At 64.3% G+C, this 20,648-nt stretch carries 11 protein-coding genes; 3 read left to right on the top strand and 8 right to left on the bottom strand.

The features are described 5' to 3' along the window. Window positions 1-93: 93 nt before the first annotated feature. On the bottom strand, window positions 94-4,629 hold the full coding sequence (locus C453_RS10860) for a glycoside hydrolase family 15 protein (protein WP_008324513.1): 4,536 nt from the start codon (window positions 4,627-4,629) through the stop codon (window positions 94-96). A gap of 200 nt (window positions 4,630-4,829) precedes the next feature. Here C453_RS10860 and malA point away from each other — a divergent pair, with 200 nt between their 5' ends. Both malA and gghA read left to right on the top strand, forming a co-directional pair. After that, window positions 4,830-6,878: an alpha-amylase MalA gene (malA, locus tag C453_RS10855; protein ID WP_008324512.1), complete on the top strand. Its 2,049-nt coding sequence runs from the start codon at window positions 4,830-4,832 to the stop codon at window positions 6,876-6,878. Window positions 6,879-6,932: 54 nt separating this feature from the next. Then, the gene (gene gghA, locus C453_RS10850; RefSeq protein ID WP_008324511.1) at window positions 6,933-9,410 is read left to right on the top strand and encodes a glucosylglycerol hydrolase; all 2,478 of its coding nucleotides are present in this window, start codon (window positions 6,933-6,935) and stop codon (window positions 9,408-9,410) included. Window positions 9,411-9,512: 102 nt separating this feature from the next. Here gghA and C453_RS10845 read toward each other — a convergent pair whose 3' ends face one another. The 7 genes from C453_RS10845 to C453_RS10815 all read right to left on the bottom strand — a co-directional run bounded on the left by C453_RS10845 (window position 9,513) and on the right by C453_RS10815 (window position 20,098). Further along, window positions 9,513-10,031: a fasciclin domain-containing protein gene (locus C453_RS10845; RefSeq protein WP_241430729.1), complete on the bottom strand. Its 519-nt coding sequence runs from the start codon at window positions 10,029-10,031 to the stop codon at window positions 9,513-9,515. 139 nt (window positions 10,032-10,170) lie between these two features. Further along, window positions 10,171-12,426 (bottom strand): DUF7846 domain-containing protein, encoded by a 2,256-nt coding sequence (locus C453_RS10840; protein ID WP_008324509.1) that lies wholly within the window; start codon window positions 12,424-12,426, stop codon window positions 10,171-10,173. 1 nt (window position 12,427) lies between these two features. After that, window positions 12,428-13,618, bottom strand: a complete 1,191-nt coding sequence (locus C453_RS10835) for an ABC transporter ATP-binding protein (RefSeq protein WP_008324508.1) — start codon at window positions 13,616-13,618, stop codon at window positions 12,428-12,430. Then, entirely contained in the window at window positions 13,608-15,203 is a 1,596-nt protein-coding gene (locus tag C453_RS10830) for an ABC transporter permease (RefSeq protein ID WP_008324507.1), read from the bottom strand. Before C453_RS10830 ends, C453_RS10835 begins: the two co-directional genes overlap by 11 nt. A gap of 12 nt (window positions 15,204-15,215) precedes the next feature. Then, window positions 15,216-16,388, bottom strand: a complete 1,173-nt coding sequence (locus C453_RS10825) for an iron ABC transporter substrate-binding protein (protein WP_008324506.1) — start codon at window positions 16,386-16,388, stop codon at window positions 15,216-15,218. 78 nt (window positions 16,389-16,466) lie between these two features. After that, window positions 16,467-17,624, bottom strand: coding sequence for a hypothetical protein (locus C453_RS10820; protein WP_008324505.1), 1,158 nt, complete (start codon window positions 17,622-17,624; stop codon window positions 16,467-16,469). Window positions 17,625-17,722: 98 nt separating this feature from the next. Beyond that, window positions 17,723-20,098 carry a DEAD/DEAH box helicase gene (locus C453_RS10815; protein ID WP_008324504.1) on the bottom strand — a complete coding sequence of 792 codons (2,376 nt, stop codon included), beginning with the start codon at window positions 20,096-20,098 and terminating at the stop codon, window positions 17,723-17,725. 109 nt (window positions 20,099-20,207) lie between these two features. Between C453_RS10815 and C453_RS10810 the strand changes: the two genes are divergently transcribed. After that, window positions 20,208-20,633 carry a DCC1-like thiol-disulfide oxidoreductase family protein gene (locus tag C453_RS10810; protein ID WP_008324503.1) on the top strand — a complete coding sequence of 142 codons (426 nt, stop codon included), beginning with the start codon at window positions 20,208-20,210 and terminating at the stop codon, window positions 20,631-20,633. Window positions 20,634-20,648: the final 15 nt, after the last annotated feature.

Below are 20,648 nucleotides of genomic sequence, written 5' to 3'. Positions count from 1 at the left end.
CCCTTGGGAAAAACAGCCGAGCGGTCGGGTGAGCAAATTGCACGGCCGCGCTGGGTGACACGTCCTCCCGAAAAGAGAGTCTCGCGGCTCCGCTTAGAGCGTGAACCGAGAGACGGACGTTCCGGCAGTCGTCAAGTCCTCGTCGCTGGCGGCGGCGACAGTCACCTGATTCTCTCCGTACTCGATGGCGACTTCGACTTCGAAGGTCTCCTTTTTCGGTTCGACAAGCGTCGTCTCACCGGGCGTTTTCACCGCGACGATAGCGGCGTCGGTCTGCCCGGAGACGACGAGTTTGTCGCCTTTGAACCGCGTGCTCACGCGGAGGCTCGGCCCTGCCGGGCGGTCTTGTTCGACGTAGCGGTTCTGGACGAACTTCGGCATCTCGACGGGCTCGCCGACGTCGATACTGTGTGCGAGACGGACGAACTGCGCCATCGACCACGCGAGCGGCGTCGCGCTGCCGGTCCCTTCGCCGAACTCCCAATTGTAGGCAGTCGAGTGCTCGCGGTCCCAGACCTGCTCTGCGAGCATGCGCCCGGAGTTGGCGAAGGCGGCCATCGTCCGAAGCATGCTCTGTGGTTCGAGTTCGCCGTCTTTGGTTCCGGCGAGAAGTTCGTACTCGGCGCGCTCGCCCGTGAAGATGGGCCAGAGACGGCCTTTCCCTTTGGCGTCGATAGACCATGGCGCGCCCTCTTCGTTGCGTTCGAGTTCGCCGTAACCGTCGCCGTTGTAACGGTAGAACGCCGGGCCGTGCGGTGTATCGATGCGAATCGTCTCGTCGACTTCTGCCAGGGAATTCTTGATGACCTCGTCGTCGGGCGACTTGATACCAAGACGCGTCAGTTCGAGGAAGCCGGCGTCGATGACTTCGCGCTCGTCGAGCGTCGGCCCGTTGTTGGCGAGCGTTCGGAGGTGGCCCGCATCGGGTTCGCCGTCGCGGGTGACGCGGACGTAGTATGGCGTGTTGTCGTGGCGGTCGGTCCCCGTCTGTGTCGCAGTCCAGTCTTCGACGCGCTCGGTCCAGTCGTCGGCGAGTGCAAGCCAGACGAGGGCGTCGGCCCGCTTTCCTTCGTCGAGAGCGATGGCTCCGGCGGACGCGAGGCCGGCGATTTCGGCCGCGATGGACGACGGCGAGTAGCCCGCTTCTTCCTCCCAGCGTTCCTGTGCGGTCGGCGGCCCGTTTCGAGCCACGTAATCGGCGGAGCGTTTGACGTTCACGTAGTCGTAGTCGACGTCTTCGAAGCCGAAACCACGCTCTTTCAGCATGTAGGCCATCACCTGCGGGAACGAGATGTTGTCCATCTGCTCGCCGCCCCAGCGGGTGCGCCCGTTGAGGTAGGTGTTCTGCGGGATGAACCCTCGATTGTCCTGCTGGTAGGTGTAGATGTACTCCAGCGCCTCGATGGCCGTCTTGATGTCGCCGACCGCTTCGAAGACGGTAAAGACCTGATAGAGGTCGCGCGACCAGACGAAGTTGTAACCGTACCCCTTCGACTCTTCGGCCGGGACCGCTTCGCCCCACGGAACCGACGGCGAGGCGATGCCCGCCCCGAGATAGGTCTTGTCTTCGACCGCCCGCAGGCTCATGAGGCTCGTCTTGTACTGTTCGGTGAGTTCCGGGTCACCGCTCACGGACTTGGGAAGTTCTTTGTCGACGAGGAAATCCGCCCACGTGTCGGTGTAGGCCGACCGGACCGTCTCGTAGCCACGGGTCAGTGCACCCGCCGCTTCACCGAGTGCGGCCGCGGTGTCGGCGTGTTCGGCGAGGCCGAGCGCCAGCGTCTCCGAGAGGTCGTCACCGGTCCCGATGCGACCGACGAGGACGACGTTCTCGTCGTCGATGCGCTCTTGCGGCGCGGGCAGTTCGCCCTTCGAGAAGAACTCTGCGAGGTACTTCGACCCGGCGACGCCGACCGTGGCCCAGTCGAATCGCCCGGCGGTGGTGAGCGCGATAGCGACACTGTACTCCTGTCCGTTCTCGTCGATGAGGAGCGGTTCGCCGGTAGTTCCGGCGTCGAACGCACCCGCGTCGCGGGCGACGAGATGGTAGCTCCCAAGCTGGCCGAGGCGGATACCGCGGTCCATCGCCCCGGTGTTGGCGAGCGCCGTGTCTGCAACGGTATAGAGTTCGTATTTACTGTCGTCGAGTGCTTCGAACTGCACGTCCGCGAGAAGCGCGTCGTGCTCGGGGTCGATTGCGTACTCGACGGTGAGTTCCCACTCGTGGCCGCGGCCGTCGCCCGTCTCGGTGACGACGTGGCGGAAGACGAGCGCGTCTTCGTCGACGATTTCCGCCCGACGTTCGACCGTGTCGGCGTGGTCGTCTCGGCGCGTCTCGTTGTGCGTCCGAGCCGTGTAGTCGCTCTTCGGGTCGGCGTTGACGACGAGGAAGTCGAGCGTTCTGAGGTTCATCAGGTCGACCCGCGGGAAGCGAACCTCGGTGAGTGCGCCTTCGGTCAACGTGAACCAGACGCGCGAAGGGTCGTCAGCCCGGTGGTCGGCGACGGTCGCGATACCGTATTTCTCACCGGTCGTCCATCGCGGGCGGTTCTCCGGACCGGTCGGTGCCGGTTTCGGTGCCGGAAGCGCGTCGAGTTCCGAGAGAATCGCTGTCGTCTCCGTTCGGATGGCGTGCGGCCAGCCGAGCGGGGTCGCGCTGTCGAAACTCCCGTCGTCGAACACTTGCTCGGCGAGGTAGCCCGCCTCGGTCGACAGCGGTCCGTCGGGTTGCAGGAGTTCGTACAGGTTGGTCGCCCGCTCGACGAACCGGCGGCCGTCGAGACCGAGTCGCTCGCAGAGTTGTCCGAACTTTGCGGCGGCGTTCGCACCCCACGCAGTCGAGACCGACCACACCTTCTCGCCGTCCTGCCCGTCGGCGCGCCAGTAGTCGTCTTCGAACCGGACCAAGCCAGCAACCTCGCTGCGTGGGTTGCGGTACAGCCCCTTCAGCGTCGCGGCCATGTGCTTGACGAGGCGCGTCGCCGTCTCGTTGTCGACCTCTTCGACGTCGGCGTAAGCATCCATGGCGTCGACGAGGGCGAACGTCGCGGAGTCGAGGCGGTCGTCGAGGGTGCCGTTCTGGTCGATTCTCAGCGCGTACACCTCTCTCTCTTCGGACCACAGTTCGTCGAGGCCCTCGTAGACGGTGGTCGCCTGTTCGCGGGCGTGGTCGCGCAGGTCTTCGTTGAGCGGTGCAGTCGCGACCGCTGAATACGCTTGCAAGAACGTCGCAGCAGTGTGGGTGAACCGCCCGGCCATGTTCTCCCAAGCGTTCTGGCAGACTGTCGGCAGGCCGTCGTCCTCCAAACTGGAGTCGAGACCGTCAACACCAGCGGCAATCGTCGAGCGAATGCGCCCGACGAGTTCGTCGTCGAGTTCGTCGCGTCGTTCCGCGAGAAGCGTCGCGAGATACGTCAGGACACTCGCCGTCTGGTCTGCTTGGTACTCTTCGTCGCCAGCGCCCTCGACGCGGCCGTGTGCCCATCCGGGCGCGAGCGACCCATCGACGGCCCAGGCGCGGTGGGGCCACGTGCCGTCGGAGAGTTGCGTCTCGCAGTAAAACTCCGCGCTCGTCGCGAGTCTGTCGCGAAGGTCGAGGTCGAGCGCTGCGTCGGCGTGCAGCAGGGCGCGCGAAACCTCTGAGTCGTCGCGGAACCACGTGTAGCCGTAGCCGCCGGAGTGGGCGTAGAAGGGGTCGAATTCCGGACCGGCGATACGAGCCCCACTCGGCGCGGTCAGAAGCGACAGCGCCCGGAGGTCCGAGCGCACGATACGCTCGCGCGGCGTGTCCTCGGGGACGTACACCTCGGCTTGCTCACGGGCAGCAGCACGGAGTGCATCCGCCGTCGCGTGCTGGACCGAACAGTGCTGGAGGTCTGCGAGGGCGTCCTCACGGCCCATCTCGGAGTGGTCCGACAGCTGCGTGACGAGGGTCGTTCTGGCGGCGCGTCCCTCTTGTTCGAGCGGGGCGCTCACGACGACATCGCCCGAGAGGTGCGTGTCCTCGTAGCGTTCGAGGACGGCCTCTCGTGGGAAGTCGAAGGTCCCCTCGGAGAGAATTTCGTCGAATCGCTCGGGAATCTGGCCGCGAACGTCGTCGAGGCCGGTCGAGGCGGTGACGTAGTCGTGTTCCTCTCTGTGGAACACTTCCACGGCCTGCGTCCCGTTGGGTCCGCCTTCTTCGTGGATGAGGCGGCCGACACGAGTCTCTCGCCCTTCGGGGGCGAACGTGAGGAAGGCTGTGAGGTGGGCGTCTGTGGGGATTGCACCGCGCAGCTCCACGTGCGTCACGTGAGCGCGCCCGAGTGTCAGGTCGTACTGGTGGACGGTGTACTCGCCGGCATCGTACTCTGTCTCGACGAGCGTGGTCTCTCGGTAGTAGTGCTGGCGGACGGGTTCGAGTTCGTCGAACCAGTGGGTCTCGCCGTTCGTCTCGATGCCGAACCGAGACCGGTCGATTCCGTAGAGGCCCGACAGCGAAGACGAGTAGTCCCGCAGAGACCCGTCGGGGCCGACGTAGACGAGTCGGTCTCCGTGGCCCGAGAACGCGCCTGCCGAGGTAGGACACTCTTCGGGGAAGCGTCCACCTCGGCCGCGCTTGTATTCATTCAACGCGGTCCGGAGTCGCATAGGAGGTAGACGATGGCCTCGAACCATAAGTATTGGCCGTCAACCAACCCAGTTTACCTCTATTTGCCGAGAGATTCGGCAGACAGCGTCGTACCAGATAGAGAGCGTCTCGCGTCCAATCAAGTATTCTCACGGGAGTAAATTCAAAGTCACACGGCACGTTCACTACGTGTATGCATCACCCAGGACCGCCGCAGTTCATGGCTGTCGGTGAGTCGGTCCAACTCGCTCCGCGCGACCCCGACCCCGACGCGACGTACACGTGGCGTGTACACAGTGCCCCCGTTGCTAGCAGTCTCGAACTCCCCGAAGAAACTGCTGTCGTCCAGTTCGACCCCGACGCAGCGGGGAGCTACGTTCTCGAACTCGACGCCCCGGACGGAACGCACACGCTCACTATCCGCGTCTTCCCCGGAACGTACCTCCCGGCAGGCTCCGCCCGCAGCGGCGCGAGTGGACAGAGTGGTTTCAGCGGATTCAGTGGACAGAGCGGCTCTGCCCGACCGACCGGTGTGAGTGGCGGCGCGTCTGGCTCTGGAAGCGGTGCTGGCGAGGCACAGCGCGGTGAAGGCGGTCGCCCGCGCATCCGCCTCGACGCCAGTGTCGAAGACGACGTAGTCGTCGTCCGCGCCGACCCGCAACCGAACCCCAACAGCGACACCGACCGCGACGACCTCGTGGTCGAGTTCGTCGTCGACGACCGCGACGACGTCGACGAGTCCGCAGTCGAGACCGATGGGTGGGAACTCCGCGTCCCGCTTTCGGCTATCGGCGACAGAATCGGCGTCTACGCCGTCGCACTCGACGAGACCTACAGCGTCCCCGATTCCGTCGTCGTCGAACGCGACGCGCTCCCGGACGGTGGTGCCGAAGCAGACGCACTGCCGGACAGTGGTGCCGAAGACGTTGCCACCGACGGTGGCGTCGCCGAGGCCGAAGTCGAGCAGACGGCACAGAGCGATGGCGCTGGCGGACACGCGACGTCCGTCGCCCGCCCGAACGACCCTCCTGAATGGGCACAGAACGTCACGCTCTACGAGATTTACGTCCGCGGCTACGCATCTGATGACGAAGAATCAGACACTACGTTCGAGGCGCTCGAACAGCGACTCGACTATCTCGAATCGCTCGGCGTCGACTGCCTGTGGCTCACGCCCGTCCTCCAGAACGACCACGCCCCCCACGGGTACAACATCGTGGACTTCTACTCTATCGCCGACGACCTCGGGTCTCGCGAGGACTACGAGCAGTTCGTCGAGGCCGCCCACGACCACGGGATGAAGGTCCTCTTCGACCTCGTTCTCAACCACTCCGCCCGCGAGCATCCCTTCTTCAAAGACGCCTACAAGAACCCCGATTCGGACTACTACGACTGGTACGAGTGGCAGGACAACGGCGAACCGGGCACGTACTTCGACTGGGAGTATATCGCCAACTTCGACCACCGAAACCTCGATGTGAGACGGTATCTCCTCGACGCGGTGGACATGTGGGCCGACGTGGTCGATGGGTTCCGCTGCGACATGGCGTGGGCCGTCCCCGACACGTTCTGGCAGGAGGTCCACGACCGCGTCAAGTCCAAAGACCCCGAATTCCTGCTGCTCGACGAGACCATCCCGTACATCGCGGACTTCCACGACGGGATGTTCGACATGCACTTCGACACGACGCTGTACTTCACGCTCCGGCAGGTCGGCCGCGGCGACGAACCCGCAGAGCGCATCCTCGATGCCATCGAGCAGCGCGCCGAAGTCGGCTTCCCCGACCACGCGGCGTTCATGCTCTACATCGAGAACCACGATGAGACGCGCTACATCGTCGAGTGCGGCGAGTCCGCGGCGATGGCTGCCGCAGGTGCGCTCTTTACGCTCCACGGTGTGCCGATGGTCTACGGCGGCCAAGAAATCGGCCAACGCGGCCGTCGTGACGCCCTCGCGTGGAAGCACGCCCGCGACGACATCCGCGAGCACTACGAGCGACTCATCGAAGTCCGCGACGAGACGCCTGCACTCGGATACGAAGGTACGTTCCGCCGCATCGACTTCGAGACCGACACCGACCACGCCGTCGCGTTCGTCCGCGACCACGACGACGGGTCGTACCTCTGTCTGCTGAACTTCGGCGACGACCCCGCGACCGTCGACGTCGGCGACCTTGCGGTCGATGCGACCGATATCGTCTCGGGCGACGCCGTCGCCGCCGAGGGCGGCATCCACGTCGACGACGTGGCAATCTGTCCACTCGCGTAAGCAGCGCCCGAATCCCTCTCTGAAGCCCGCTTTCATCCGACCACCTGACACACGATGCGCACAGAATACGGCACTCCGACCCAACTGCAGGACCGAACCGACGACCTCGTCTCGTGGCACGAGTCGGTCGTCGAGAATCACGACGACTCCTTCGAGGCCGCGAAAGAACTCACGACGCGACTGGGCGCGCACGTGGTCGACCGACGAGACTCGGACGGCCGACCTGACGGCGACACCCCACACGTCGAATTCGGCTTCTGGACGCCCGAACTCGTCGAGGAAGGCGTCCCTGAATCGGCGGTCGAACTGGAGATTCTCACCCCGCCTGCCGACCTCGACCCCGGCGACACCGACCATCGGCGTGTCACCTTCCAGCGCGACCGCGTTCCGATGCGACGAGTCGGCGAGTACCACTGGGCGGTCGTCGCGGACGTTCGACCGGGCACGCGCGAGACGCTCGGGTCGCTGTACCAACTCGTCTACGAGGACGACGACGGCGAGGAACACACGATTCAGGACCCCGTCTCGTACTCGGTTCCGTTCGGCGCGTTCGCCCCTGCGGAGGTCTACGACCTCGACCGCCTCGACGAGACACGCGCGGACCGCGAGTACTTCGAAGCGCTCGGAACCGACGACGAACGCGTCTCGACCAGCGACGACGACGGCCTACCGCGCATCGACCCCGCGACGAGCATGTTGGAGATTCACCCCGGAACCGCGACCAAACGTGGCTCTCTCGCAGGCCTCGCCGAGGTGTACGAGGGAATCGCGGAGAAACAGCGCGCCGGCGGCGACCTCGAACCGTGGGAGCGCGCGTTCGCGGGCTACGACGGCATTCAGGTGATGCCCGTCGAACCGCTGACCGAAAACGAGGGGGAACACGATTTCTGGTCAGTTGCGTCCGGGGAAGACGAAGAACTCACCGTCGATGTCGCCCGCCCCGACATGATTAACTGGGGCTACGACATCGTCGTCAGCGCCTTCTCGGCACCGAACCCGGCCATCCTCGAAAGCGGCCGCCCGGACGAACTCGTGGACTTCATCGCCGCCTGTCACGACCTGCCGCGTCCAATCAAGGTCGTCTTCGACGTTGCGCTCGGCCACGCCGACGACCGCGGTGCGGAACTCCTCTCGGACCGCTACATCCTTGGCCCGGGGATGTACGGCAAGCATCTCGACTACACCGAACCGACTGCTCGCGCCGTCTTCCTCGAAATGCAGCGCCGAAAGATGAACTTCGGTGCTGACGGCATCCGTGTCGACGGCGCACAGGACTTCACCTCCTACGACCCCGAGACGGGTGAGATGTACCACGACGACGACTTCCTCGCGGAGATGGACCGCGTGACGCAGGAAGTCGCCGGAACCGAGTATCGCCCGTGGATGATTTACGAGGATGGCCGCCCGTGGCCGCGCGAGGACTGGGAACTGGCGTCCTCCTATCGCGCCCTCATCGAACAGCATCCCCACTCGTTCCAGTGGTCACCTATCACGTTCGCGCACAACACGCCCGCACTGCTCACCTTCTGGGCGACGAAGTGGTGGCGCGTCCGCGAAGTCGGCGAGTTCGGCGGGAACTGGCTGACTGGCGTCGCCAACCACGACACCGTCAGGCGGGGGACACAAATCGACCCGACCGTCGAATTCAATCAATCACCGGTCAACCCCTATCTCGGCGAGGGTTACCCCGAAACGCTGGACGAAGCCTACGACAACGCCGCGTCGTCGATGCTCTTCCACTGCTTCCTGCCCGGCGTCCCGATGGACTTCGTCCACGCGAACATGCGTGCTCCGTGGGGGTTCGTCCGCGACACCGACCCGACGTGGAACGTCAAGGTCGTCTCCGACGAGTCGAAGTTCCTGTACTGGCAGGTACGCGACGAGGACTTCGAAGACGACCGGTTCTTCCGCCGCGTCAAGGACCTCGGATTCGACTCGTGCGAGGAGCTTTTGACGTTCATGAACGCCCTCTCGTCGGCGGTCAACGCGACCGACTACGACCTCGACGTGATGGCGGATATGCTCTCGGCGATGGACCAACCACTCGGTGACGACCTCTCGGCGGCCGACCTCGAAGCCTACGGCTACGCGTGGATGCGCGACGTTCACGACTTCGCCAACCTGAGCCACTGGCACGACGCGCAGGACGAGGACCGAAGCACGTTCCGTATCCAGACGCGCGAGTTCCGCCACGACCGCCCGTGGCTCTTGTCTGACCTCGACGAGGACGACGACTACTTCACCTACCGCCACCCGACCGACGGGACAGTCCTCTACTACGGGTTCCGCACGTCACCGACGGGCGACGAGCAACTCCTGTTCGCCGCCAACATGGAGGGCGTCCCGGTTCGGGTGTCGCCCGAGTACCTCGCTGAAGACGCCGACGAGGACGCCAACGCCCCCGCGATTCCGACCGATGGATGGGAACCCGCCCTCGTCGCTCCGGGCGTCGAAGTGTCGGTGTCGGGTGCCGATTCGCTCACAGTCGAACTCGATACTGGCGAGGCAATCGTCTGGCGGCGCGAGTCATAGGCGCTTTCAGCCCTGTAGGACGCTTTCAGCCTTATTTTATCAGTTTTCTCGCGTTCACACGCGACGCTGTGGTCCCGCCTTCGCACAAAAAGGTACAGTCGGTTAGGGAAGCAACACGCCATCGATGACGTGAACGACACCGTTCGACGCCATGATGTCGGTGGCGACGATTTCGGCTTGGCCGTCGTTCAGTGTGGTTCTATCGACGGCAATCTTCTCGCCGTTCAGCGTCGGCAGTTTCTTGACCGGAACGACGGACTGTGCCTTCCGCCGACCCGGAATCACGTGGTACGTCAGAATCTCGCCGAGTGACGCACCGACCGCCGCCTCGAAGTCGATGTCGCCGACGTTGTCCTTTGTCACACCCAACGCGGCGAACGCATCGTCAGTCGGTGCGAACACGGTCAGTTGGCGGTTTCCGCTGAGGGCGTCTACGAGACCGGCCTCGACGACCGCGGCGACCAGCGTTTCGAAGCCGGGCGTGTTCACTGCGATGTCGACTATCGTCTCTCCGTCACGGGGCGGCTTGGCGCTTGCCGCACCGACGCCACCAGCCGCGAGGAACAGCCCTGCACCACCAATCGTCTTCAGCACCTGCCGCCGCTTGGGATTGTATGTCATATCCAGACACAAGTACAACCGACTCGGTATTGAGAGAGATGCCCCATCAGTTAGGTTCAAAAAGAAATTGCTGAAATAAAGCTAAGGAATACTGAAATTCAGTATTTCGACACAGTCTGGCCGGATGGCGAGTCGTCAGTCACTCTGCGACTGTCGCGTTCGTCTCCACCGACACGCCCGCTACGTAGTCTCCGTCGGGGCCGACCCACTGCCCATCCGACCCGCAGTCGAGGCTCAACCGACAAACGCGGGTCTCCGGCGGCCAGATGGCGCGAACGTCGCCGTCCGCCCGCTCGACCGAGACTGTCTGCCGATAGGTCACAGTCTCGCCGAAGTCGCCGACGTAGGTCACCGCGAGGTCGACGTCGCTCGCACCCTCTGGAATCGGCACGCGCCGTACGCCTCCGGCGTGCGGATAGTTCGTCACTCGGACGCCTTCGGCCGTCATCTCCCAGTCGATGGTGTGGTTCTCGGCCATCGGCACGTCGTAGCGGGCGTATTCGCCGCCCGCCTCGACTCTCACGGAGACAGTCCGTGTCTCCTCCGGCGCGCCGAGAGTTGTCGTCGCCGTGACCCGTTCGCCCGACAACACCCTGAGGCGGGTGAGTTCGGACGTCACCGGGTCCTCAGCACCCGTCCACGACCCCTGGTAAGCGAACCGATAGGGCGTCCGGTTCGTCGCGTCGAGTACGGTGAAATCCTGTTCGGGGCCGTCGTCGATGGCGTAGATGACTCGCCCGTCGAACCCGGGGTCGTTTCGGAGCGTCTGGAACGGGTGGGCTGACCAGTCGCCGTACGGGTCGGGATGGAAGACGAGCGCGTTTTCTGTCTCTGCCGCTTCCCCGCTGAAACTCGGGCCCGTCGGTGTCAGTGGCGGCGACTCGAACCCGGCTTCGAGCAGTGGTTCGTAGGTCGATTCGAGGTTCTCGGTTCGGAGTCGGTTCTCGTCGTACGGTTCATCGACCGCACCGAGCGTCACACCCCCGGCGACGAGGGCGACCACGAGTGCGACGGCGAAGACGACGCCCCGTGTCTCTGATGGTGAGAAGCGTCCGCGTGCCCGCTGTCGAACGACCCGGAGGCCTCCGACGAGTCCAGCCGCGGCGAAGACGGCGAGCGGGACGAGCGCGTCGAAGTGGTAGAACGGCCCGAGAAGGTCGATAAGCCCGTTTCGAAGCCCGTTGTGCGTCCCCCAGAAGAAGACGTTGCCGACGAACACCGACCCGAAGACGCCGAGGACGATAGCCGCGAGCGCGTCGTCCGAGAGTTCGACGAAGGCCCGGTCGCGTCCGCCTAATCCGTGTGCTTGGCGTCGCTTGCTTCCGTGGAGGTTCGTGCCGGTTTTATGTCCCCACCAGCGGAGCACCGTGAAGCCGAGGCCGACGAACGCCGCGACGGTGCCGAGCCATCCCATCGGCCCCCACTGAGTGACGAGCATCTCTAGCGCCTCGACACCCGTTTCGACCCCGAGCTCGGGCGTGTACACGAGGTCGTACCCGAGAATCTCTCGGTAGCCGAACCCAACCCCGTCGAGTGGCGCGAACGCCATGTACGGAAACTCCAGTGGGTCACCGGTCACGACAGCGTTGTACGCCAGCGTGACCCCTACGAACGCGAGGCCAGGAAGCCCAATAGCGAGGTAGCGGCGGAAGACGGCCCAGCCGGTTCCGGCGCGCCACGCAGTTCCGAGCGCCCACAGTGAATGGGCGATAAACGGAAGCGCGAACAGGACGGCGGTGTACGGCCGAGCGAAGAACGCGAGGCCGACGAGACTGCCCGCGACGACGGCGTAGCCCGAGGAGTCGCGACGGGCCGCGCGGACGTAGCAGACCGCGAATGCCAGATTCAGCATCGTCGTCGGTGCGTACGCCAGAAACGTCGCGGAGTTGATGAGGAACAGCGGCGAGAAGCCGAGCAGTCCGGCGGCGACGATGCCTGTCTGCCGGTCGAACACGTCTGCGCCGAGCACGTACACGAAGGCCGTGTTTGCGGCGGCGACGACGCCCAACACGAGATTCGGAAGTCCGACCGCCAGCCCAAGGGCGAACATCGTCGGGACGACCGGCGAGTACTTCGAGTACATCTGGACGCCACCGGGAGCACTCGGGGTCTCTTCGACCACGAAGAACCACGGTCTGACGGCCTCTGCAAGCTGACCGGGGTATAAAAACAGCTTTCCTTCGAGCAGCATCGCCGCCTGTATCAGGTAGACGCCTTCGTCGTCGTTGACGGTGTGGTACGGAAAGAGGTCGACCGCGAGCCACGTCACGAGCAGCCCGACGGCGAGAGAGACGGCGGCGGCGACGAGCCACAGCTGGGTCTGTTCGGTTTCGATGTCGAAATCGACCGATACGGCGCCGACGATATCAGAGAGTCGTGGTCCGGTTCGACCCATTCTAGTCGGAGTAGAGGCCGGACTCGGGACGCTGTTCGCTCGGGAACCACGCGAGTTCGTGACCGGCGTCGAGGCTCACCTCGACGCGGCCGTCGGTCGGGACGGTCTCGTCGTGGTTGTGCATACAAAGCAGGTTGTCGCCGCCGTCGAGTTCGACTTCGTAGAGGATGGTCGGCCCGAGGTAGCGCTTGCCGACGACTTCGCCGTGTCCTGACCCGTTGCACGCGTGCGCGGACACGTCGTCGGGGCGCACGAGAATGTCGATGTCCGTCTCGTCGTATTCGGGCGCAAGCCCGTGAATCTGCGCTCGTGGAACCGTCCCGAGTTCCGTGTCCACCACGTCACCCGCGACGTGCCCTGGAAGGAACCCGGCGTAGCCGAGGAAACTGGCGACGAACCGCGATTCGGGGTGCTGGAAGACCTGCTCAGGTTCGCCGATTTGCTCGAGTTTGCCGTCGTTCATGACCGCGACGCGGTCCGAGATAGACATGGCTTCTTCCTGGTCGTGTGTAACCGAGACGGCCGTCACACCCGCTTCCTTGAGGATGCGGCGAACCTCTTCGCGCATCTGGACTCGTAGGTCCACGTCGAGGTTGGAGAACGGCTCGTCGAGGAGGAGAATCGCCGGTTCTGGAGCGAGCGAGCGCGCGAGGGCGACGCGCTGTTGCTGCCCGCCGGAGAGTTCGTCCGGGTAGCTCTCACCTTGGGTCTCCAGCCCCACGAGGTCAAGTAACTCGTCGACGCGCGCCTCGCGCTCGGCTTTCGAGAGGCCCTTTAGCCCGAAGGCGATGTTCTCGGCGGCAGTGAGGTGCGGAAACAGCGCGAACTCCTGAAAGACGACACCGACGCCGCGCTCTTCGGGGGCGACGAAGGAACCGTTCCCAGAGACTGGATTCCCGTTCAGACGGACTTCGCCGCCGTTCGGCCGGTCCAGCCCGGCGATGAGCCGAAGCGTCGTCGTCTTCCCACACCCGGAGGGACCGAGAAGCGTGAGAATCTCCCCGTCTCGAACCGAGAGCGAGAGGTCGTCGATGACCGATTCGGTCCCGTAGGACTTCGAGATGCCGTCGAGTTCGAGGACGATGTCTGTTCGATTGTTCACGTCACTTGTGGTGTCGGTGGTGCTGTCTGTATCGGAGCGAGACTCCTGTGTGGTCGAATCGTTGGACGTGCCGAGTGTACTATTTGACATCGTATCCCTCTTGTGTGATAATGACGAGCATTGATAGCCCGGAGACGAAAAGCAAGATGAGCGCGGGGACTGCGGCCTGTCCGAAGTACCCTGACTCGTGGGCTGTCCAGATGTGCGTCACGAGCGTTTTGAACCCCGCGGGACGCAAGAGCAGCGTCGCCGGGAGTTCCTTCATGGTGGTCAAAAAGACCAGTGCCGCGCCGCCGAGAAGGCCGGGTGCGACGAGCGGGAGCGTCACGTGACGGAAGGCTCCCGTGGGCGTCTCACCGAGCGTCCGTGCCGCTTCCGGGAGCGCCGGGTCGACCCTGAGGAACGACGCGCGGAGCGACCCGACAGCCTGCGGAATAAAGCGGATGACGTAAGCGAAGACGAGGAGATAGAGCGTCTGGTAGATGGGTGTCGCGTAGGAACTGCCGAAGAAGACGAGCGCGAGACCGAGGACGACGCCGGGAACCGCGTAGCCGACGTATGTCGCGCGCTCGAACAGTGTGCTCACCCGAGAGGAGTGCCGCGCCGCGAGGTATGCCACCGGGAGGGCAGCGAGCGTCCCCACGACCGCTGTCGCGGCGGAGACGAGCACGGAGTTAAACGCGTATTCTGGCTGGAACGCGAGCGAGCGACTCGTCGCGGCGACGCCCTGTGCAAACCACGTGAGCAGGATGCCCAGCGGAACGACGAGCGCGACGACGCCGACGAGTGCCGCGAACCCGACCGCCGGGTACTTCCAGTGCCCGAGTTGCATCACGCTGCCCGAGCGCCCACCGGTCGTGGTACGCTCGTCACCTCGAATCATCGATTCGAGGGTGAGAATGAGGAGCGTCACGCCGACGAGTTGCAGTGAGAGGAGTGTCGCCGTGTCGCGGCCGAACGCTCCGAACTCGACGTAGATGACACGGGTGAAGGCGTCGAACCGCATGATTGCGGGCGTCCCGAAGTCAGAGAGCGTATAGAGTGCTGCGAGGAGTGCCCCGGCGGCGACAGCCGGGCGGATCTGCGGTAGCGTCACCCGTTTGAACGCCTCCCAGCGGGTGTGGTTCAGGGTCCGTGCGGCGTCGATGAGCGTGGTGTCCATCGACTTCAGCGCGGCCCGTGCGGTGATGAACACGTATGGGTACGTGTAGAGTGTCAGTACCAGCACCGCTCCCGGGAGGCCGTAAATTTCGGGCAACGACTCGACACCGAGGGGCGCGAGAAGGCGCTGGAACACGCCGCGCGGACCGAACGCCGACACGAACGCGAACGCGCCGATGTAACTCGGGATGACGAGCGGCAGCGAGACGACGACGGTCCAAAAGCGTCTGAACGGCAGGTCGGTTCTGACTGTGAGATACGCGAGCGGGACGCCGAGACCGACACACGCAGCCGTCACGAGGACGACGAGGATGGTACTGTTGATGAACACCTGCACCGTCGTCGGGCGCGTGACGAGTGCAAGCGCTTCGGCGAAGCCCACGTCGAGGGCGGTTTTGACGAGCCACAACAGCGGGACGATGACGGCAGCAGCGACAGCACCGCTGGCGATAGTCAGTCCGAGCGGTTGCTCGTCGTCGCCCCCGCCAGTCGTTGTCTGCTGTTCGGTCGCCATGAGTGATTCAGTTCAGAGCACGCCCACCTCACGCAAGAGTCGTACGGTTCCCTCCAGGTCCGACAGTTGCGTCAGGTCGAGCCCTTCCGGCGGGCTGAGTTCGTCGATACTGGGGAGTTCGCCGATTGGGTCGACGCCCGAGACCAGTGGGTACTCGAACGTCGTGCGGGCGAAGTAGTCCTGCGCTTCGGCCGACAGCAGGTGACGGACGAAGTTTTCCGCGAGCTCGGAATCGTCGGCGGTGTCGAGGACGAGCGCGCCCGCGACGTTGAAGATAGAGCCGGCGTCGCCCGCGGTGAAGGCGGTCGAAAGCGGCGCGTTCGGTCGCCCGGCGAGGATGCGCTGGATGTAGTAGTGGTTCGCGAAGCCAGCGTGAATCTCGCCGTCTGCGACGGCCTGCGAGACGAGGAACTCGTCGTTGAACTGGGTGACGCCGAGGTCCTGCATGCCCTGGAGCCATTCCTTGGTCGCCTCGTCGCCTTCGAGGACGCGCATCGCCGTGATGAACGCCTGGAACGACGAGTACGTGGGTGCCCAGCCGATGTTGTCGCGGAAGGCCTCCGTTTCGGGGAACTCCATGATGTCGTCTGGAATCTCCGACTCGTCGAACTGGTCGGTGTTGAACGGGATGGTTCGGGCGCGGCCCGAGGTACCAGTCCACTGGCCGTCGGGGTCTTGGAACTCGTCGCGGACGAGGTCGAGAACCTCGCTCGGAAGCTCCTGTGTCCGGCCGGCGTCCTTCAGTGCGCCGAGCGACCCGGCGTTGACCGAGAAGAACACGTCGGCGGGGCTGTTCTGCCCCTCGGTCTGAATCTGGTTGACGTGTTCGGCTGCGGAGTTGTACCGCGGAACCACGTCGAAGTCGTCGTAGTAGTCTTCGAAGAAGGAGATGAGTTCGCCGACGAGTGCCTCTCCGCGACCGGAGTAGAGCGTAAGTTCTCCAGAGAGGTCCGGCATCTCCGCAACGGAGACGCCACCGGTGATGTCGCGGTCGCCAAACGGCGAGCGACCAGAGCCAATCTGTCCGACCGGCTCAGCGCTGGTACTGTCAGCTTCCGTCGTCGTTGCCGTCGATTCTTCGTTACCGCCAGTACAACCGGCGAGTGCGCCGAGACCCAGCGCCGCCGTGGTTGCGACAAACCGACGACGACTGTGGACGCAAGGCTCTCGGTCGTGGTCTTGCATACATGGATTTAGGTAGGCCTAAAACATAAATACCTGCCGGTTCAGCGCCCCAAGTCGGTGTAAAACGAGGAATACGTGTCAGTCGTCTGCAGTGACTGCGGCGCGGGGTGCCGCCAGCGCGTCCAGACACGCGAGCCAGTCTTGCATATGGCTCCCGACGTAGTTGAAGAACTCGCCGTTTCGATAGTCGGACCAGTCTCCGTCGGCCAGTTCGTCAGCCATCGCTTCGAACACCTCGGCGTAGGAGTCGGCGTCGTCACCGACCGCGTCGACGACTTCCCAGAGGTGTTCGTTGAGTTCGAGACCCGGAACCTCGTTGTTCAGGTCGTCGAACGTCGGCCGGGCGGCCTTGTTGTGCTCACACAGCGGGTAACCGGTGAGGATGTCTTTCTCCAGCACGTCTGCGGCGCGCTTGAGGAAGACGCCCGACCAGATGTCGTCGAATCGGCCGACTTCCCACTCGTTGTCGTCCATCGGCAACTGGTAGAACGCGGGGATGACCTCGCGCTCGAAAGCGAGGTTCATCGAGCAGACGGTGAGGTACTGGCCCGGTTCGGCGACGAAGTCGCCGTCGAAGTCGTCGAAGTCGGTTCGGGTCTGGGCCTGTCCCTGCAGGTCGCCGTCCATCAGGATGCGCACGGCGTCGAGGTCGGGAACGTTCGTCCACAGTCCCTGCGAGGCGACGACGTCGCGGAGTTCTCTGGTGTCCGTCTCGACCGTCTCGCCCATCGCCGAGTAGGGGTACCCGCGGGGGTACAGTCCGTGCTCGTCGGCGTTCTGGTAGAGGACGTTCACCCAGTGTTCGTCGCTGGCGACAGACTCCACTTCGTCGGTGCGGTGGAGGTTTTCCATGTGCTGCCCGAAGAAGTCCCACTCGTCGTGGGGGAGGGTGTCGTCGTCGATGAAGAAGCCGTAGTCGAACTCGGGGTGTGCCCACATGTACAGCAGGCCAAAGCTCGTCTGCGCGTGGCTCGCGGCCGGGACGAGATGCCCGTACTCCGAAATCCCTTGTTCGTCGTACCACTCTTCGCGGTCCGATTCGTCGAAGACTGCCCCTGAAACTCCCTCGTCGTCGAGCATCGCCGCCATCTCCTCGGTGTCGCAGAAGTCCTCCGTGACGAGGAGGACGAACAGACGGTCGAGGTCAAATCCGTGTGCGCGGGCGTTGTCGAAGTACGCTCGCATGCACTCGAACTCGCGGATGGTCGGAACGACGACACAGATATCCGAATCCATTGCCAGTACAATTTTAGGCAAGCCAAAAATACCTGTTGATACGTGTTTCAACGTTTCAGACGGTCAACAAGCTGGTGCCGGGTGTCCCTTTGCTCTCCTCAGGGCGAGTCTCGAATCCCCGTCAGAGACTCCAACAACAGCACCGCGGTCTCTTTCTGCAGCGGGTCGTTCGCGTTCCCGCACTGCGGCGACTGCACACACGAGGGGCAGCCATCTTCGCAGTCACAGTCGGCAATCAACGCCGCCGTCTGCCGCATCAGTCGTTCGACGATATCGTAACCCGCACGCGTCAGCCCCACGCCGCCGGGGTGCCCGTCGTAGATGAAGATGGTCGATTGGTCGGTGTGGCTGTGATACGGCGTCGAGAGTCCGCCGATATCGCCGCGGTCACAGAGCAGGGTCAGTGGGAAGAGCGAAATCATCCCGTGTTCGGCGGCGTGGATGCCGCCATTGAAAGCGTAGTCGCTGCCGACGCTCAAGCCACCGTCTTCCTCGCTGTTGCCTCCCAACTCGCGCATCTCTGACTCCACGTCGCCGGGGACGGTGAAGTACAGTGCTTTCGTCCGCAGGCTCGTCTCAGGCAGGTCGAGAAGCTGTTGGCCGATGGTGGTCCCGCGTTTCGGGTCGCGGCGCTCGAACCCGGTAATCTGCTTGCGCATCGTCACCTCGGCGAAGCGAACCTCGACATCCGAGCGTGCAGACAACGGTTTCGATAGGATGTCGCGTTCGACGGTGATGTGCTTGTCGTGGAGGACGCGGGTGTAGTAGTCCGCCCACGTGGGTTGCAGGCGGGCTACGTCGCGGTCCAAATCGAGGTCGGCGACTTCGTACGTCTGGCCTTGATGGTGGTACACCGCCCCCGGATGGGCGTCGCGCAGGGCGTCCTCGAACGCGAGTTTCGCGATGGTCTCGTTGTTCCGCGAGTCCATCAGTCGAATCTCTCGGTCCGTGATGGTTCGGAGACTCATCGCGTGTTGTGGGCTTCCGCCGCCGTCGTGGGTCCACCGCACTCCGTCGTCGGTGTCTCGCCGCGCCAGCGTCCCGTCGTCTTCGAGGGTGGAAACCACGTTCGGGAACGACGACCCGAAGTACTCCTCGTCGGCGGTCGAGAGCCAATTTTCGGACGCAGCACAGGCGACGTGACTGGGGAGCAGGTGGTCGTTTTCGGGGTCGGACACCGCCCGCTCGGGGTCGCCCTCGAAGAACTCACCGGAGTGTTTCATGAGGTACTGGTCCAACTGGTCTTCGCCGCCGACGAGGACGACCAAGGCCGGTCTGTCGCCGCGGCCTGCACGCCCGGCTTGCTGCCACGCGGACATTCGTGTGCCGGGGTAGCCATCGATGAGAACCACGTCGAGACCACCAACGTCCACCCCGAGTTCGAGCGCGTTGGTACTCCAGACGCCCGTGATGTCGCCATCGTGCAGCCCAGATTCTATCTCCCGCCGTCGGTCGTGAGTGAGTGCCGCTTGATAGGCCGCGACCTCGCCTGCAAGTCCGTGTTCGCCGCGACTTCTGAGGTCGTTCGCGCTCTCGGAAGCGTACCGCTCGGCGGCCTGTCTGGCCCGAGTGAACGCGAGCGTCTGGTGACCACGTGAGACCAAATCGACGAACAGGTTCTTCGTCTCGACGTGGGCCGAGCGCCGGCGTCCCGACCCACCAGCGTCGGGGTTTTCGTACTCCGGTGGATTCCACAGCAGCCAGTGTGTCTCGCCGGTTCCGCTCGCGTCGCCATTGACGAGCGTGTACGACTCTTCCGACTCACCAGTGATTCGCGCGGCGTGTTCGACCGGGTTGCCGATGGTCGCAGAACAGCAGATGAACTGTGGGTCCGACCCGAAGCGTTCGCAGACGCGCTTGAGTCGCCGAAGCAGCAGGGCGACGTGGCTCCCGAAGACGCCGCGGTAGCCGTGTACCTCGTCGATGACGACCGTCTCCAGCGAGGAGAAGAACCACTCCCAGAGACGGTGTGCGTGCGGCAGGAGTGCGTAGTGAACCATATCCGGGTTCGAAAGCAGGACGGTCGGTCGTCGCTTCCGAACCTCCCGCTTTTCCGACTTCGACAGCCGACCAGTGTACTGGTCGACCGAGACGCGACTGCCGAACCCGAGGCCGTACGCGAGGTCCGAAAGCGTGTCCAACTGGTCAGACACGAGGGCGTTCTGCGGGCCGAGATACAGCGTGCGGCCGCCGTGGTCCATCGCACGCTCGAACGCTGGAACCGTGTACGCGAGGCTCTTCCCGCTCGCGGTTCTGGTCGCAAGGACGACGTTGTCTCCGTCACGCACGGCGTCGACTGCCTCGGCCTGATGGCGGTACAGGTGGTCGATACCGCGGTCGTCGAGAGCCGACGCCAACCGCGGTTCGAGGTCAACGTCGGCGAAGGTGGGGTCGCGTGCCTCGAACGTCCGGTGGGCGCGAATCTGCCCCTCGTAGTACGGACGCGTTCGAAGCCACTCGATGATGTCGTCCACGCTCTCACCTCGGACTTCGCCGTCCTAACGCTGTCGGAGATTGCTACACGATAGCATGACTTTCCCATCCGCCGCGCTATTTTTGTCCTTCGGGTCCTCACGAGAGCGTATGAACGCGGACGCCGTCCTCATCTACGACGGGGAGTGCCCCTACTGCTCCGTGGCCGCGACTGCCCTCAAGCGCCTCGACGACGTGGAGGCAATTTCGTGGTACGACGACGCCGCTCAGGAGTTCCTCGCGGCCCAGTTCGACGAGGTGCCCTTCGCGATGGTCCTCGTCGACAGGACCGAAGGGCAGGTCTACGCGGGCGGTGCGGCCGCAAAAGAACTCGCCGACAGGGCGGGGACGCCCGGCATCGTCGGCAGCCTCGTCCGCGACAACTACGACACCATCGCCAAAGCGGTCGGCCTCGCGAGCGGTCGCGGACGCGACCCGGACGACTTCCACAGCGTCTACCCACTCGAAACAGCGGCCGCCGACCTGTTCGAACGTCTCGCCTCGAACGCCGAACCACATCCCGCCGACCTTTCGTAGACTCCGTTTCAACTC

Origin of the sequence: Haloferax elongans ATCC BAA-1513, assembly GCF_000336755.1 — an archaeon.
Lineage (GTDB): Archaea > Halobacteriota > Halobacteria > Halobacteriales > Haloferacaceae > Haloferax > Haloferax elongans.
This window is presented reverse-complemented; position numbering and strand designations above follow the sequence as displayed.

Excerpts from the sequence above, each read along its gene's own strand:
- C453_RS10860 (WP_008324513.1), bottom strand. The coding sequence starts at position 4,629 with ATGCGACTCCGGACCGCGTTGAATGAATACAAGCGCGGCCGAGGTGGA.
- malA (WP_008324512.1), top strand. The coding sequence starts at position 4,830 with ATGGCTGTCGGTGAGTCGGTCCAACTCGCTCCGCGCGACCCCGACCCC.
- gghA (WP_008324511.1), top strand. The coding sequence starts at position 6,933 with ATGCGCACAGAATACGGCACTCCGACCCAACTGCAGGACCGAACCGAC.
- C453_RS10845 (WP_241430729.1), bottom strand. The coding sequence starts at position 10,031 with ATGACATACAATCCCAAGCGGCGGCAGGTGCTGAAGACGATTGGTGGT.
- C453_RS10840 (WP_008324509.1), bottom strand. The coding sequence starts at position 12,426 with ATGGGTCGAACCGGACCACGACTCTCTGATATCGTCGGCGCCGTATCG.
- C453_RS10835 (WP_008324508.1), bottom strand. The coding sequence starts at position 13,618 with ATGTCAAATAGTACACTCGGCACGTCCAACGATTCGACCACACAGGAG.
- C453_RS10830 (WP_008324507.1), bottom strand. The coding sequence starts at position 15,203 with ATGGCGACCGAACAGCAGACAACGACTGGCGGGGGCGACGACGAGCAA.
- C453_RS10825 (WP_008324506.1), bottom strand. The coding sequence starts at position 16,388 with ATGCAAGACCACGACCGAGAGCCTTGCGTCCACAGTCGTCGTCGGTTT.
- C453_RS10820 (WP_008324505.1), bottom strand. The coding sequence starts at position 17,624 with ATGGATTCGGATATCTGTGTCGTCGTTCCGACCATCCGCGAGTTCGAG.
- C453_RS10810 (WP_008324503.1), top strand. The coding sequence starts at position 20,208 with ATGAACGCGGACGCCGTCCTCATCTACGACGGGGAGTGCCCCTACTGC.